A 14,721-nucleotide genomic window follows, 5' to 3' on the forward strand; every position below is an offset into this window, starting at 1 on the left:
AATACTTACAGGACTTAACATTTTGTTATAGGCAATTTAAGCTTTGTCGCCTATGATCAAAGTATCACGATAACAGCGGATCACCCGAGGTCAAGCAAAATGGCAAAACATGCAAGCTCACCCAGTAAACGTTTTTTAAAACTGGCTGGCATGACCGCAAGCATTGCCAGTAAAAGTGTCGCCAACTCCATTCGCAACTTCACTGCTGACGAAGAGCAAAAAAATGTAGCACGTAGCCAACTGTTCCAAGACATTGGCTTGCAAATCGCTGACACACTAGGAGAAATGAAAGGCGCAGTCATGAAAGTTGGGCAAATCGCCTCACAATACAAAGACATTTTCCCGCCTGAAGTTGCAAAAGCGATTGCCAAGTTACAACGCCAAGCGCCCGCAATGCCCTTCTCCTCCATTCAACAACAAGTTGAAAAAGAACTCGGCAAACCTTTAAATCAAATTTTTAGCTCATTTGAAACAGAACCTTTTGCAGCAGCCTCAATTGGACAGGTTCACCGTGCAGTACTTCCAAATGGTCAAGCTGTGGTAGTCAAAGTTCAGTACCCTGGAGTAGATGATGCATGTGAGAGTGATCTTAAACAAGTCCGTCTTGCTTTACGTCTCATGGGTGTCCTCAAAATTGATAAAAAACTACAAGACCAATTATTCCAAGAGATCCAAGACAGTTTATCAGCAGAATTAAACTATGAAATCGAGGCACAGAATCTCGAAGTTTTTAAAACCTTCCATGAAAAATTGGATGACCAAATCATTATCCCAACAGTATATAAAGAATACTCTTCACGGCGCGTATTGACCTTAAGTCTTGAACAAGGTGAATCGATTGAAACAGCAAGTACGTGGTCAGTTGATATCCGCAATCAGATCGGTCGTCGCTTGATTCGTGCTTTAGGGCAGGAAATGTTCTTCCTGAAACGTTTCCACTGCGATCCGCATCCTGGAAATTTTGCCTTCCGTGAAGATGGAAGTGTCATCATCTACGATTACGGTAGCGTCAAAACCCTTTCACCTGAAATTATTCAGCACTTTAAAGCACTGGTGAATGCTGCTCGCCAAGAAGACATTGATCAAGTTGAAGATTTATTGGTCGAACTCCATTCAATTGCAGAAAAACAGAAATTCCCAAGTGAGTTGTATCTGCAATGGATCGAAATTCTGCTTCGTCCTTTAAGTACGCATTATGACTTTGAAGAAAACTCCTCACATCATGATGGGATGCGTCTGGTTAAAAAATCATTGAAATATTGGGATGTCTTTAAACCATCGCCAGATACCTTAATGGTCAACCGTACCATTTCTGGTCACTACTGGAATCTTATTCATCTCAAGGTACATGACAATCTAAATGATCTATTTGAAGAGTTAGTGCCCATGCCGTGAAAAGGCTTTGACAACTCAACACACAGTGTACTCTGATTGACGGAATTTAAGTTATGTTATAACATTTCAATCATTCATAGGAGTATTCAATATGCGTAAAGATATCCACCCTGTTTATCAAAAAGTACTTTTTCATGATACCAATGCAGATGCGTATTTCTTGATTGGTAGCACCATTCAAACCAAACAGACCAAAGAATATCAAGGTCAAGTTTACCCTTATGTGACGCTTGATATTTCAAGTGCTTCACATCCGTTTTATACAGGTGAGCAACGTCAGGCGAGTAATGAAGGCCGTGTTGCAAGCTTTAACAAACGTTTTGGTCGTTTTAGTCGTAAGGCTTAATCTTATTTTAAGGTTGAGCAATTAAAGTAAAAAAATTCGAAGTCTAAGGCTCTAATCTCCTCCTCTTAGGCTTCTTTTTTTATGTCTGAAACTTATTATTGTTTAATCCGAAGCAGAAGCAGTGCCAATAAAGCCAAATTCAATAGGGCTTTTGACATAGAATAATGAAATATCTTGAGTCTTGAGGTAGTCAAGTAAGGCTGTGGCCTGTTGTTCAGTGACTGCAAACTGGATCTGTACGGGCTGATCCGCTAACTCAAAGAAACCCGCTGAATGAAATTGCCCTCGATGATCCAACCCTTGACTGGCATTCATCACTGTCGCACCACGTAGATCCATTTGCTTTGCAATCGCTAGCAACCAATCAACGATTGATTGTCCTTCATACTGACGACTTTGCGCAGTATAAAAGCTAATTAAAAATCCATTCATCGATCTAACCCTCCCAGACTAAGCAGCATTCAACCATTGATGTAGACTCATACCCAAAATCGTAAACAACAATGATCCCAATACATGGATCAAAATAGTCAGTGCTGCGTATTCCAATTTACCACTTTGCAACAGCGCAATAATCTCAGCGGAAAAGGTTGAGAAGGTGGTGAGTGCACCACAAAATCCAGTAATCACAAATAGCTTATAATTTGGACTCAAAGCACTTTGCGAAAAATATGAAATCGCAAAACCAATAATAAAGCCACCAACCAAATTAACACTTACGGTCCCGAGTGGAATATGCGGAAAAATTGGATTGAGTTTTAAGCCAATAAACCAACGTAACCATGCGCCGAGCACAGAACCTAATGCAATTGAAATCAAGGAATAATACATAATTACTCCAAAACCAAATGTGGAGTACAACAAAGATAAGACATGGTGTGATCAATTTTTTTATCGATAGTATGCATCTGCGAGCCCTCTAAATAAAGAACAGAGCACGCACAAACCTACGCCCCTGTTCAGGGTAACGTAGGCATCATTAGCCACAATGGCGGTTTGTTACAGGAGGAATGCCATCTCCTTTGCCCTAAAATAACATAATTTTTAAACAACTCAATGAATCTTTTAATCTGTGTATAAAGGCAAAGTTATCCACAGATACATCATGTTATGATTGTCCGCTGACGAAATAACAAGGGAAAGTCCTCATGGCACAAAGCTTACTCGCACAATTAAAAGATGGCTCAGCAAAATTTGCAGATGTGTTGGCATTTATTGAAGCACGCTATCAACACACTCCAACTGCTTTTCAAAATGGCGCACAATTTAATGCTGCAACGGAAAATCAAGGCAGTGCCAAAGTTTTTTCTTTTGCTAAAATTGAAGGCTTAAATGCTGAAGATACCTTAAGTTTATTTGCTGAGCATTATGCTTCTGTGCTGGCAACACCTGAAGGAACGGATCACCAAAACATTCGTCAATTTATGCAAAATGGTTGGGATGGTGTGAAATTTGAAGGTGAAGCACTAACTGCCCGTTGATATTGAAAAGACAGGAAGGTTTCCCTTCCTGCTTGCTATCATACCGATCATGCATTTGCCATTAAAGCGGTCAAAAGCCCCATTGCTAGCACATAAAACGTGATCGGAAATACCAGAAACCAAAATTTCGCCCATCCGTTGGTATTAAACACTGAGGTTGCTGCTCGATAGCTCACCCAACATGACCAAAATATAAAAGGAATTACCACCAAGTTCAAAATTGATGAGTTTTGATAGGCATCAAGATAACTTCTATACATCAATGTCTGTAATATTACGACAATCATAACAGGCAAAGCTGCAACCAAAGATTGTAAAGCCCAAATATGTCGGGCCAGTTGTGGGTCTGCGTCTTTGGCGCCTGAAAACTGTAAACGCTTTTTATACCACCAACCGTGTATCAACCAAACAATTACAGCAGAAATCGTCCCCAGCCCTAAAACGAATAACCAATAACTCCACCAAGCATCTGTAATATCAAGCATTAACGAGGTGCGATTTCCAAATTCTGCTTGAAGCAACTTTTGATCGACTCGATCCATGACAGAAAACACACCTATTAAATAGGCAACTATCATAATACTGCGATGATGATAGATTGCTGGCAAAGAAAAAAATGTCTTCGGTTGGAAGAACAGCATCCATAAGTTTTTGGGCGAAAATGGTAAAATTTCTTTTTGCTCTTGTTTCTCTAAAGATAATTCAGTACTCATAAATACTCTTAATAATTTGATTTAAAATATTTTATGTTCTAATAATAGCCAATGCCGCGTAGAAAAAGAAGTTTCATTTTATCACTTGATAAAATAATGCACGCCTTTACCAACCGCACATCTCGTCGTGAAATACTTTTTTAGTTTCGCCTGAATGATTTCTGAAGGTGTGAAATTTAGAAATGTAATATTCAGCGAAATAACAAATGTTTGAATAAAAATACCTGAGGGAAATCATGACGATTAACCAAGCTGATCTATTAAAAAAACTACGACTAATTACATTAGAAGCGCAAGGTCTGAATCACAAAAAACCTTTTGGCTCAGGAAAAGCGGCTGTTCTTGCGGCCATACAGCAGCTTGGCTATGTACAAATTGATACTTTATCAGTGGTTTCTCGGGCACATCACCATACTTTTTGGACACGAATCCCAGATTATCAGCCCAAACTTCTTGATCAATTAGTCGCAGAACGTCAGATATTTGAATATTGGTTTCATGCTGCGTCGTATTTGCCCATGCAAGGTTTTCGTTATGCTTTACCGCAAATGCTGAGCATTAAAAATGGTGAATCTCGTTATTTTAAAGCGGATTCTCAAATCATGCACAATGTGTACGACAAAATCCGTATTGAGGGACCACAAAAAGCTAGAGATTTTGAAAGCTTAAGTAAAAGTAATAGTAGTTGGTGGAATTGGAAACCAACAAAAATCGCGCTTGAGCAGCTTTTTATGCAAGGGGATCTCATGATTAGCGCTCGAAATGGTATAGAAAAAGTTTATGATCTTAGTGAAAGGGTGCTGCCCAGCACGATCAATACAACACCACCAACCGCATTAGAATACGCAGAATATCTCGTCAAGACTTATCTTAGAGCGTACGGCTTTACCACCATCAAGCAAATCACACATTTAAAAAAGGGACAAATATTACGTCAAAATGTTGAAAAAATTCTAAGTCAAATGCTTGAGGATAAAATCATCCAAAAGTTTGAAGGAAATGAAATACAAACAATCTATGTGCGCACCGATTTACTTGAAAAAACGTATAACACCAATCATAGCAACCTTCACTTACTCTCTCCTTTTGATAATTCAATCATCCATCGAGAACGCATAAAAGCCTGTTTCGAGTTTGACTTCCGTCTCGAATGTTACACCCCAGAACTACAAAGAAAATATGGATACTTCTGTTTACCCATTTTGTTTGGTGATGTTTTTGTTGGCCGAGTTGATTGCAAAGCTCATCGTAAAAGTGGTGTATTTGAATTAGTGCACCTACATATTGAAAATACACAAATTGATCTCAGCTCATGGTTAACACCATTTCTAAAAACACTACACCGATTTGTACACTTTAATCACTGTCAATCCATTATCATTTCACGTATTAGTCCATCCGAACAATCAAATACAATTCACGAATTTATCAACCATCACTGGGATGAAACACAGCTTAAGGATGAACTACCCATCACAAAATAGGAGGTATTTTACCTCCTATTGTTTCTATCTGATTTTATGGTCGCTTGAGGGCTTGTAATCCCGTGGTGAAGCTATAAAACTCTCCCCCCATTCTTCCCACACTATCCAATTGCTGTTGATCAATCATGCCTGTATCGGCTTGCCACAATCGATCATCGACATAAATAGATTTCACGTCTAACAAGACAACCGTTCCACCAGAAGGCAAGGAACTGAGTTGAATCACCTCTCGCAAATGACATTCATACCGAATCATAGAATTTTTAACCGATAAAGGTTTTACGCCATGACTTGGACAAGATTCGATTTCAGCAAAATCAAATTCACTTTGTTCGGATGGCAGTGCCGCGCATGACAAGTTCATTTGCTCAAGTAACTGAGTATTCACGATATGCACTACACACTCTTTGGTTTCAATTAAATTCCGTAAAGTGTCTTTGTCCTGCCCTGTTCTCGGATTCACTTGTGAATACCAAAGGATCGGCGGGTTACAGCTTGCCACATTGAAAAAGGAATAAGGTGCCAGATTCGCTACACCATCCACAGATAAGGTACTAATCCAAGCAATCGGGCGAGGCGTAATCCCACCATTTAACAAACGATAGATTTCATTTGCTTGTAAATTTGCTGTTTCAAAAATCATAATTAAAGACTACTTTAAGGACGTTCTGCATATTGTGGTAAATCATCAGTGATGCTGTCCCATTCCGCTTTAGACGCCGTAAAAATGTGCAGACTTGGTTTTTGCTGTAACTGTGTATCTAAAGTTCCAATTCTCAAACGATAATACTCAGGCGTATCGGTTTTTATACTCATAATTGGGGAGCCACATTCCATACAAAAACAACGTTGTGTCGTGTCAGTAGACTGAAATTTTTTTAGTAAATGTTCGCCCTTCGTAATTTTAAAATCAGCTATTTTAATCGGTGCATTCGTGGCAAAAGCGCTTCCATTTGCTTTACGGCAGCGTTGACAATGACATTGGATGATCTCGCCTATTTCGCCATGAATCTCATAATGAATTCCATCACATAAACAACTACCATGATATACAGGTGAAGTCTGAGACATTGTTAATTCCTTTCATGAATTTTCACATAAAAATATAGGCTAGATCGGTACAACACGCAAATTGTGAATCGCATTTGGATCGCGCTTTTCAATTTACGAAAGCAATCCTCCAACAGAAGAATCATGACCTAAATTCGCTGATCCAATACGGCACGTGCGCGTTCATGATCAATATCTTTTTCCCAATGTGCGATTGCAACTGTTGCCACGCAGTTTCCGATTAGATTGGTACAGGCACGTACAATTCCAATAAACCAATCGACAGACAATAGTAAAACCAGCCCAATCATTGGCAGGCTTGGGATAACTGATAATGTCGCCGCCAAGATCACCAATGCAGAGCCTGGAATACCATGAGCACCTTTTGAGGTGATTAATGACACCAATAAAATTGCGAGAAGATCATGCATCGATAAATCAATATTGCAGGCCTGAGCAATAAAAATAACGCCGAGTGTTAAGTAAATAGAAAAACCATCTAAATTAAACGAGTAGCCTGTAGGAATGACTAAGCCAACGGTGGAATCTTTGATACCTAAATTTTTAAGCTTTTTCATGATTTGAGGTAACACAGAATCAGAAGATGCTGTACCCAACACAATAGACAGTTCTGCTTTAAAATAATTTAAGAATTTAAAAATGTTTAAGCCAGAGATTTGAAGAATCCCACCTAAAATAATCAACACAAATAAGATACAAGTCACATAAAACAGCAAAACTAAGTAACCCAATTGAATCAATGAGTCCAAGCCAAATTTTGCGGTGGTATAGGCAACAGACCCCAAGACGCCAATCGGTGCTAACCGTATGATTAATCCCATCATTTTAAAAAACACTTCAGAAAATGCTTCGAGTGCCTGACAAACCAAATCTCCCATATGTTTTGGGATCAGCAATAAAGCAATGCCAAATAGGATTGCAATCAGTAAAACTTGTAAAATGTCCCCACTAGCAAATGCATCTACAAAAGTTTTTGGAATAATATGAAGAAGAAAATCTGAGCCTGAGCCCATTGTGTTGGCACGTTCCGTATAGACATTTAAATCCTTTCCGTCTAGTTTCGTGATATCAATATTCATGCCCACACCAGGCTTGAATACATAGGCAACAATTATTCCCAAGATCAGCGCAACACTAGTCACTATCTCAAAGTATAAAATTGTTTTTGCCCCCACCTTTCCCATTTTCTTGATGTCATTGGCACCATACAGCCCAAGTACCACCACGCAGAAAACAATCGGTGCGATCAACATCTTGATCAGTGAAATAAAACCATCACCCAATGGTTTCAATGCTAAAGAAAAATCATGAAAGCTAATCCCGATAATAATACCAAGGACTAATGCAAGAACGACCTGAAGAAATAAACTGGATTTGAGTTTTTGCCACATTGTAAATTCATCAATAAATAGATAAATCTCAACAGTGCAAAAAACTCGCCAACAAATAAAAATAAAGGATATTTAGAACATGAAAAATAAATAAAAAATAAGCAATATCTTAGAAAACATCATCTTAAATAAAACTAAGCCAATAGATGATGTATCCCTTCACCCACGGCACGTCCTGTTGCAAAACAAGCGGTCAATAAATACCCCCCAGTTGGTGCATCCCAGTCCAACATTTCACCACAACAGAACACATAAGGATTTGACTGTAATTGTAACCGTGATGACAATGCCGTTTGCTGAATTCCACCAGCGCAACTAATGGCCTCCTCGATTGGACGAAACCCACTGAGAGGAATTATAAGCCCTTTGATGTGCTCAGCCATTTGATGCGCATCTGACCATAAATTTTTCTCAACCACTTCACGAATTAAATTAATTTTCACATGATCCAAACCTGCTTTGCGCCAAAGATTGGTAAGTGACTGCTTCTTATTGCCTTGTAACTTTTTAGTTAATTGATCAAGGCTGATATCTGGTAACAAGTCTAAATGAAGCTGCAAGTTTTGATCTTGAGCAAGCTGTGATCTTAGATCACGCCCTAATTTATAAATCACGCCACTTTCAAAACCATAGTGAGTAATCACAATATCGCCATGTGTCTTACGTTCAGGTACAACCCAAGCATCAACACGTTTAAGCGCTTGCCCCAAACAATCCTGCATAAATGGCGACCATGTTTTCAATACACCAACATTACTTGCTTGGAAGGGGGTAATCTCATCACTCGACAACCATTGCTGCCACGCTCCATCACTCCCCAATTGCGACCACGACACAGCACCACAAGCCAGCACAATCGCATCATAAGTTGCAGTAAAGCGTTGGCTTTGGTTTTCGATGGTCAGTTGATTCTGAGATAAACCCACACAGCGATGCCTGTAATAAAATTTAACCCCATCTACAGCTAATCGTTTTAACCATGCGCGAAGTAACGGCGCTGCTTTCATCTCTATTGGAAACACCCGCCCAGAACTACCGATATAAGATTCAATTCCCAAACCTTTCATCCAGTCTTGAATCCACTTTGCATCCCATTGCGTTATCCAAGGGCTTAACCATTCAGCACGGTCATAACGTTGGATGAATGCCTGTATAGGCTCAGCATGAGAAATATTAAGTCCTGTTTTACCTGCCATTAAAAATTTTCGAGCAGCTGAAGGTTTTTGTTCAAACACATCAACTTCATAGCCATATTGACTAAGAACTTCCGCAGCCATTAAACCTGCGGGTCCAGCTCCAATAATGGCAATACGCTTAGACTTCATGTTGCTCTTGCTCATTTTGCCCTTGTAAGGGTGCAAAATCATCAAATCGGGTTGAGTAGGCAACAGGTTTTGTGATGACTAACTGTTGGCAAGGTTCCCCACGTTCCAAATATTTAATTTCAAAATGTGTTCTTGCAGAATCCGCTGCAATTTTTTGTTTCTCATAGGGTAATTTCCATACATGAATTAACTGCTGTTCCGCCTCATCAATATATGAAGGAATATTACTCGCTAAGGTAATCGTACCATTCGGTCGAAGACGCGAAAGTAAAAACTCAAAAAAAGGCATATTCAACCAACGCTGTGCGGGGTTATGCGGCTCTGGATTTGGATAAAGAATGAAAAACTGTTCTACTTGAGCAGGGAATAATGCGTGTACGATCCAAGGCAAAGCATCCGCATGAATCGGATATAGGTGTTCACGTACCTCGAGCTGATGCTGTTTTTGCATCGCTAAAAATTTTTCTTTGGTTCGTTCAATTGCATACAGTGTTGTTTGTGGATTCTGCCCTGTAAACAACAATGCATGTTTACCTTTTCCAGCACCGATTTCAACGCAAATCGGCGTATTGGGAATCACAGCAAAATCTCGAGGTGCCTGCATTCGGTGGGCTTGAAATTGACGAATCGACATATTCACATCAAACTATCTCTAAATCGGCATAAGTCTAACAACTCACCTTACTTTTGCCTAATCTATTTAGGGGTTTGTTAACATTTCACCTTGCGAGCTATTCAGCTCTCATTGCGACAGAGAGCATTTTTTAGCTGATGCAAGGCATGACTTATGAAGTTTAGCTATTCTAAATGAATAAGTCATAACACAGTATGAGGAACAACGTTCCGCAAGTAAAATGCTGCTGTCCTTGCGCTGCGATCAAAGCAATGCTTTGCTCTTGCTCAGGTTATGGCTAAAACATCCCTAAACTTCGTTATGAAACTTGACAAGGGAATCGCCATTGTCTACGTTTCATGCCTTGTTTATGTCGTTTTAGCTAATAACGCAATGCATGGTTGAAATGTCAACAAACCCTCTTTGTTTTAGGAATTTTCTATGCCTCGTACATTCCCCTGCCCACGTTGTGGCGAAAACAGCACTTGGGAAGGCAATGAATTTCGCCCTTTTTGCTCAGAACGCTGCAAATTAATTGATCTAGGTGCTTGGGCCAGTGATGAATATAAACTGCCAACCCAAGATGCACCTCAAGCGGATTTAAAACGTGGTGAAGATGATTATGAGGACTAAATGTCCTCATTTGATTACATCCAAATTCGATTCAACACATTCAACCAGTTATGCCAACAAATTTTGGTAATCAATTCTGTTGAATAACGACGTTCCTGCATTCGCTCGATAAGTCTGTGTAGACCAGTAACATCTTCAATTTCAGTGCTAATCAGTGCGCCATCAAAATCAGAGCCGAAGCCAACATGATCTTCACCCATTCGATCTATTAAATATTCGAGATGTTCTAAAAGTACATCAATGGGCGTGTTCGCATCGCGCTGTCCATCTTTACGCAAAAATGCAACGTCAAAATTTACGCCGACGATGCCATTAGAATCTCGAATTGCACTGAGCTGAGCGTCTGTTAAGTTTCTCGCTTGTGGACATAAAGCATGGACATTCGAATGGGTCGCGACGATTGGCTGTTGAAGAATGTCAACTGTATCCCCAAAAGCACGTTCGTTCATGTGGGAAACATCAACCACCATTTTTTTATCAGCACAGCGTTTTATAAATGCTTTGCCCTCGTGTGTAAGACCTGCTCCTGCATCCGGTGAATGAGGGAACTTGGCATTTAAACCATGTCCAAAACGACTGGGTCTATTCCAAAGTGGACCGATACTACGAAGCCCAGCCTCATAAAATACATCGAGTAAATCTGGATTGAGCTGGAGTGCTTCGGCACCTTCCATATGCAACACAATCGCTAACTTTTGTTGTGTTAAGCAGTGCTGAATATCCTGAACCGTTGTGCAAATTTTAATATCGTTAGAATACTGGGCAAGTTGTTTTGCTAAATCGAGTTGTTCCAGACAAATGTGTTCAATTTGTTGTTGTGTAAAGTCAGATGCAGTTGGATCAAAAAGTTTGTTGGGATGGTACTGCTGAACATAGCTGTATGGAGGTAAGAAAATCGCAAACATGCCACCAACAAAACCGGCTTGTTGGCAACGTGTTAAATCGAGATGTCCTGCTAAACGATCGTGGATAAAAGCTTGAGCAGGATTGCTATGATCACTTAACCACAAACGCGTGAGTACATCGTTATGGCCATCAAAAATAGGAAACGTGCCATGGTTCATATTTACGTTCTCACCGCTATTCATCTGCAATATTTTGAACAGGAATGTTTTGTTGAACCGTAAATTGTTTTGAATTTCGGCTATTACGAAACACCAGTCTTTCTAGCGTTGAATCGAGTGCACTCTCGGCACGTGCCTGCTCAATCACTTGATGATACGGCGATTTGCCACAGACAGGGTCTGCATTGCTTGCATCGCCGGTTAACATATAGGCTTGGCAACGACAGCCGCCAAAATCACGATCTTTATCTGGACAACTACGACAACCTTCTGGCATCCATGCATCGCCACGGAAGTGATTAAAACCAGTAGATTCATACCAAATTTTTGAGAGGCTCTGCTCACGAACATTTGGGAAAGCAATAGGCAATTGTCTTGCTGCGTGGCAAGGCAGCGCCATACCATCTGGAGCGACCGTAAAGAAGATTTTGCCCCAGCCATTCATACAAGCTTTTGGTCTTTCCTCGTAATAATCAGGCACCACAAAAATAAGTTTACAAGGATGATTTTGCGCTTTTAACTTTTCCCGATATTCATTGGTAATACGTTCAGCACGGATCAATTGCTCTTGTGTCGGTAATAAACCTTGGCGGTTTAAAAAAGCCCATCCATAAAACTGACAAATTGCTAACTCGACTGTATCTGCATTAAGTTCTAGGCAAAGTTCGATAATTTTATCAATCTGGTCAATATTATGCCGATGAATCACAAAATTAAGGACCATTGGATAATCATATTTCTTCACCAGTTGGCACATTTCATACTTTTGTTCAAAAGCATGCTTTGAACCTGCCAAAGCATCATTGACGACTGGATCACTCGCTTGAAAGCTAATTTGAATATGATCTAGACCAACGTGTTTTAAATGAGAAATACGCTGCTCGGTAAGTCCCATGCCAGAGGTAATCAAGTTAGTGTAGAACCCAAGTTGGTGTGCATGTGCAACCAGTTGTTCCAAATCCTGACGCACCAAAGGTTCACCGCCAGAGAACCCTAGTTGGACAGCCCCCATTTGACGTGCCTGATCAAAAACCTCAAACCACTCTTGCGTGGTCAGTTCATTTTTGTGTTGTGCGTAGTCTAAAGGATTTGAGCAATATGGACATTGTAGCGGACACCGATACGTTAACTCCGCTAATAGCCATAGAGGCAAACCAACACCATGGGTCATCTAAAATCAATCCAATGTTGTTGCTGGGCAACTAACATGTAATCAATGACATCATTGTCAATTTCAGCTATATCGCCAAATTGCTGTTTGAGCTGGGTAATAATGTCGGAAACATTATTTTTTCCATCAATATACTGTCCAATGGCCCCTGCACTTTCATTCAAAGTAATCATGCCTTCAGGATATAAAATCACAAAACCATTTTGAGCAGGTTCAAATTGAAAGCGATAACCTTGTCGCCATGTCGGCACAAGATTTACATCAAATTGTTCTTTATTCATTTGAATAGTCCTTTGTGCCATACTCGTTCTTGAGTCACGCTGTGATATGGTGCTTGATTGTGTACATATGCCAGTGTTAAGGCATCTAAAATGCTCCATAAAATATCCAGTTTAAACTGTAATATTTCCAACATTCTTTGTTGTTGTTCATGTGTGGTAAATGAATCAAGGGTAATTGTTAAACCATGTTCAACATCTCGGCGTGCCTGACTTAAACGAGAACGGAAATATTCATAGCCTTTGTCATCAATCCAAGGATAATGTTGTGGCCATGATTCAAGACGGGACTGATGAATTTGAGGTGCAAATAGTTCGGTTAGAGAGCTACTTGCTGCTTCACGCCATGAGGCACGGCGTGCAAAATTGACATAAGCATCTACGGCAAATCGCACACCCGGCAAAACTAATTCTTCAGAGATAACCTGTTCACGGCTAAGCCCAACCGCTTCTGCCAAGCGTAACCATGCTTCTCGGCCACCGCCATCAGGATACTCACCATCCTGATCAATCATGCGTTGAATCCATTCCTGACGCACACGCTGATCAGGACAATTTGCCATGATCGCAGCATCTTTTAACGGAATATTGATCTGATAATAGTAGCGGTTCGCAACCCAAGCCTGGATTTGTTTTTGAGTGGCCTTCCCTTCATACATCATCATGTGAAATGGATGATAGATATGATAGTACTGACCTTTATCAATAATAGCCTGTTTGAATTGCTCAGTTGTTAAAGCTTCAGGTGTTTGAGTCATGTTTCTGTTTCACCTTAGAGTTCAATCTGCATGCCATCATAGGCAACCTCTACACCATTTGCTTTAAGTTCAGTAAATTGAGCCGAGTCTTCATTCAGGATTGGGTTGGTATTGTTAATATGAATCAGCACTTTTTTAGGTCGCTCGAGCTGATTCAAATAGGACAACGAACCACCTTCACCACTGATATAGAGATGCCCCATTTCACGACCAGTTTTTTTACCTACACCGGTTTGCTGCATTTCATCATCTGTCCAGAGTGTGCCATCAATCATGACACAGTCAGAATTTTGCATAATCTGCATAACTTGATCATCAATCTTTCCAAGCCCTGGTGCATAGAACAACTGTTTCTGTGTTTTATGATCTTTGATGATTAAGGCAATGTTGTCACCTTCATGCGGATCGTGGCGATGAGGTGAATATGGCGGTGCAGCACTTTGGATAATAAAAGGGATAAACTCCAAACGACCAAAGCCATCAATTTTAAACGCTTTTTTAGGATCAATAGGATGATACTGAAGCCCACCATTCCAGTGTTTCAGCATATTGAATACTGGAAAACCCGTGGTGAGATCTTGATAGACCATGTCAGTACACCACACATCCATCGGGCAACCTTCACGTAGAGTCAACAGCCCTGTGGTATGGTCAAGTTGGCTATCCATTAAGATTACACTGCGAATCCCTGTATCTCTTAACTGTCGAGCAGGTTGTGCAGCCTTGAAATCAAACAATTGCTGGCGAATATCTGGGGAAGCATTTAGTAAAACCCAATCCATTCCATTTTCAGAAATCGCAATCGAAGATTGTGTGCGAGCTTTGGCATTCATCGTGCCTGTACGTACACCGTGACAATTCGGGCAATTGCAATTCCACTGAGGAAATCCGCCCCCAGCAGCTGAACCTAAAATATAAATATACATAAAAATGAAGTTCTTATTAGAAAGAGATAAGCCCTAGAAATAACTAGGGCTTATGACAAATGAAAATGTGAA

General features: G+C 40.2%; 18 protein-coding genes and 1 riboswitch. Of the genes, 5 read left to right on the forward strand and 13 right to left on the reverse strand.

All coding sequences use genetic code 11. The features are described from left to right. Positions 1–99 precede the first annotated feature (99 nt). Together DS737_RS14010 and DS737_RS14015 are read left to right on the forward strand one after the other, a co-directional pair. The gene (locus DS737_RS14010; RefSeq protein ID WP_113997781.1) at positions 100–1,395 is read left to right on the forward strand and encodes an ABC1 kinase family protein; all 1,296 of its coding nucleotides are present in this window, start codon (positions 100–102) and stop codon (positions 1,393–1,395) included. A gap of 91 nt (positions 1,396–1,486) precedes the next feature. After that, positions 1,487–1,741, forward strand: coding sequence for a type B 50S ribosomal protein L31 (locus tag DS737_RS14015; protein WP_005083719.1), 255 nt, complete (start codon positions 1,487–1,489; stop codon positions 1,739–1,741). A 102-nt stretch (positions 1,742–1,843) separates the two neighbouring features. Here DS737_RS14015 and DS737_RS14020 read toward each other — a convergent pair whose 3' ends face one another. Both DS737_RS14020 and crcB read right to left on the reverse strand, forming a co-directional pair. Further along, positions 1,844–2,173 carry a DUF190 domain-containing protein gene (locus tag DS737_RS14020; protein WP_017395225.1) on the reverse strand — a complete coding sequence of 110 codons (330 nt, stop codon included), beginning with the start codon at positions 2,171–2,173 and terminating at the stop codon, positions 1,844–1,846. Between the two features lie 18 nt (positions 2,174–2,191). After that, complete coding sequence (crcB, locus tag DS737_RS14025; protein WP_004637762.1) at positions 2,192–2,572, reverse strand: fluoride efflux transporter CrcB; 381 nt, start codon at positions 2,570–2,572, stop codon at positions 2,192–2,194. Positions 2,573–2,704: 132 nt separating this feature from the next. Then, positions 2,705–2,771, reverse strand: a riboswitch (Fluoride riboswitch). Between the two features lie 118 nt (positions 2,772–2,889). On the opposite strand from crcB, the gene DS737_RS14030 reads away from it, so the two are divergent. Continuing rightward, positions 2,890–3,222, forward strand: a complete 333-nt coding sequence (locus DS737_RS14030) for a HopJ type III effector protein (RefSeq protein WP_113997782.1) — start codon at positions 2,890–2,892, stop codon at positions 3,220–3,222. A gap of 47 nt (positions 3,223–3,269) precedes the next feature. On the opposite strand, the gene DS737_RS14035 is transcribed toward DS737_RS14030, so the two are convergent. Continuing rightward, positions 3,270–3,935 (reverse strand): hypothetical protein, encoded by a 666-nt coding sequence (locus tag DS737_RS14035; protein WP_113997783.1) that lies wholly within the window; start codon positions 3,933–3,935, stop codon positions 3,270–3,272. A gap of 236 nt (positions 3,936–4,171) precedes the next feature. Here DS737_RS14035 and DS737_RS14040 point away from each other — a divergent pair, with 236 nt between their 5' ends. Beyond that, a complete protein-coding gene (locus tag DS737_RS14040; RefSeq protein WP_113997784.1) occupies positions 4,172–5,419 on the forward strand; it encodes a winged helix-turn-helix domain-containing protein in 1,248 nt (415 codons plus the stop codon). 34 nt (positions 5,420–5,453) lie between these two features. Here DS737_RS14040 and DS737_RS14045 read toward each other — a convergent pair whose 3' ends face one another. The 5 genes from DS737_RS14045 to DS737_RS14065 form a co-directional block, all read right to left on the reverse strand. Continuing rightward, positions 5,454–6,062 (reverse strand): flavin reductase family protein, encoded by a 609-nt coding sequence (locus DS737_RS14045; RefSeq protein ID WP_113997785.1) that lies wholly within the window; start codon positions 6,060–6,062, stop codon positions 5,454–5,456. 14 nt (positions 6,063–6,076) lie between these two features. Beyond that, positions 6,077–6,490 carry a GFA family protein gene (locus DS737_RS14050; RefSeq protein WP_113997786.1) on the reverse strand — a complete coding sequence of 138 codons (414 nt, stop codon included), beginning with the start codon at positions 6,488–6,490 and terminating at the stop codon, positions 6,077–6,079. 128 nt (positions 6,491–6,618) lie between these two features. Further along, the gene (gene dctA, locus DS737_RS14055) at positions 6,619–7,881 is read right to left on the reverse strand and encodes a C4-dicarboxylate transporter DctA (RefSeq protein WP_004637754.1); all 1,263 of its coding nucleotides are present in this window, start codon (positions 7,879–7,881) and stop codon (positions 6,619–6,621) included. 134 nt (positions 7,882–8,015) lie between these two features. Further along, positions 8,016–9,206: a TIGR03862 family flavoprotein gene (locus DS737_RS14060; protein WP_113997787.1), complete on the reverse strand. Its 1,191-nt coding sequence runs from the start codon at positions 9,204–9,206 to the stop codon at positions 8,016–8,018. Further along, the gene (locus tag DS737_RS14065; protein WP_171287595.1) at positions 9,196–9,846 is read right to left on the reverse strand and encodes a class I SAM-dependent methyltransferase; all 651 of its coding nucleotides are present in this window, start codon (positions 9,844–9,846) and stop codon (positions 9,196–9,198) included. The genes DS737_RS14060 and DS737_RS14065 overlap by 11 nt, the downstream gene beginning before the upstream one ends. A 414-nt stretch (positions 9,847–10,260) precedes the next feature. Between DS737_RS14065 and DS737_RS14070 the strand changes: the two genes are divergently transcribed. Then, the gene (locus tag DS737_RS14070; RefSeq protein ID WP_004637751.1) at positions 10,261–10,452 is read left to right on the forward strand and encodes a DNA gyrase inhibitor YacG; all 192 of its coding nucleotides are present in this window, start codon (positions 10,261–10,263) and stop codon (positions 10,450–10,452) included. A gap of 14 nt (positions 10,453–10,466) precedes the next feature. Here the strand turns inward: DS737_RS14070 and DS737_RS14075 are convergent, their stop codons facing one another. From DS737_RS14075 to pqqB, 5 genes are read right to left on the reverse strand one after another with little or no spacing between them, the layout of a single operon-like run. Beyond that, positions 10,467–11,516: a dipeptidase gene (locus tag DS737_RS14075; RefSeq protein WP_113998003.1), complete on the reverse strand. Its 1,050-nt coding sequence runs from the start codon at positions 11,514–11,516 to the stop codon at positions 10,467–10,469. Positions 11,517–11,532: 16 nt separating this feature from the next. After that, entirely contained in the window at positions 11,533–12,687 is a 1,155-nt protein-coding gene (gene pqqE / locus DS737_RS14080; protein ID WP_113997789.1) for a pyrroloquinoline quinone biosynthesis protein PqqE, read from the reverse strand. Next, positions 12,684–12,968 (reverse strand): pyrroloquinoline quinone biosynthesis peptide chaperone PqqD, encoded by a 285-nt coding sequence (gene pqqD, locus DS737_RS14085; RefSeq protein WP_005088082.1) that lies wholly within the window; start codon positions 12,966–12,968, stop codon positions 12,684–12,686. Before pqqD ends, pqqE begins: the two co-directional genes overlap by 4 nt. Beyond that, positions 12,965–13,723 (reverse strand): pyrroloquinoline-quinone synthase PqqC, encoded by a 759-nt coding sequence (gene pqqC / locus DS737_RS14090; RefSeq protein ID WP_113997790.1) that lies wholly within the window; start codon positions 13,721–13,723, stop codon positions 12,965–12,967. The genes pqqD and pqqC overlap by 4 nt, the downstream gene beginning before the upstream one ends. A gap of 14 nt (positions 13,724–13,737) precedes the next feature. Then, entirely contained in the window at positions 13,738–14,649 is a 912-nt protein-coding gene (gene pqqB, locus DS737_RS14095) for a pyrroloquinoline quinone biosynthesis protein PqqB (RefSeq protein WP_113997791.1), read from the reverse strand. Positions 14,650–14,721 lie beyond the last annotated feature (72 nt).

It is taken from the genome of Acinetobacter haemolyticus (genome assembly GCF_003323815.1).
Taxonomy (GTDB): Bacteria; Pseudomonadota; Gammaproteobacteria; order Pseudomonadales; family Moraxellaceae; genus Acinetobacter; species Acinetobacter haemolyticus.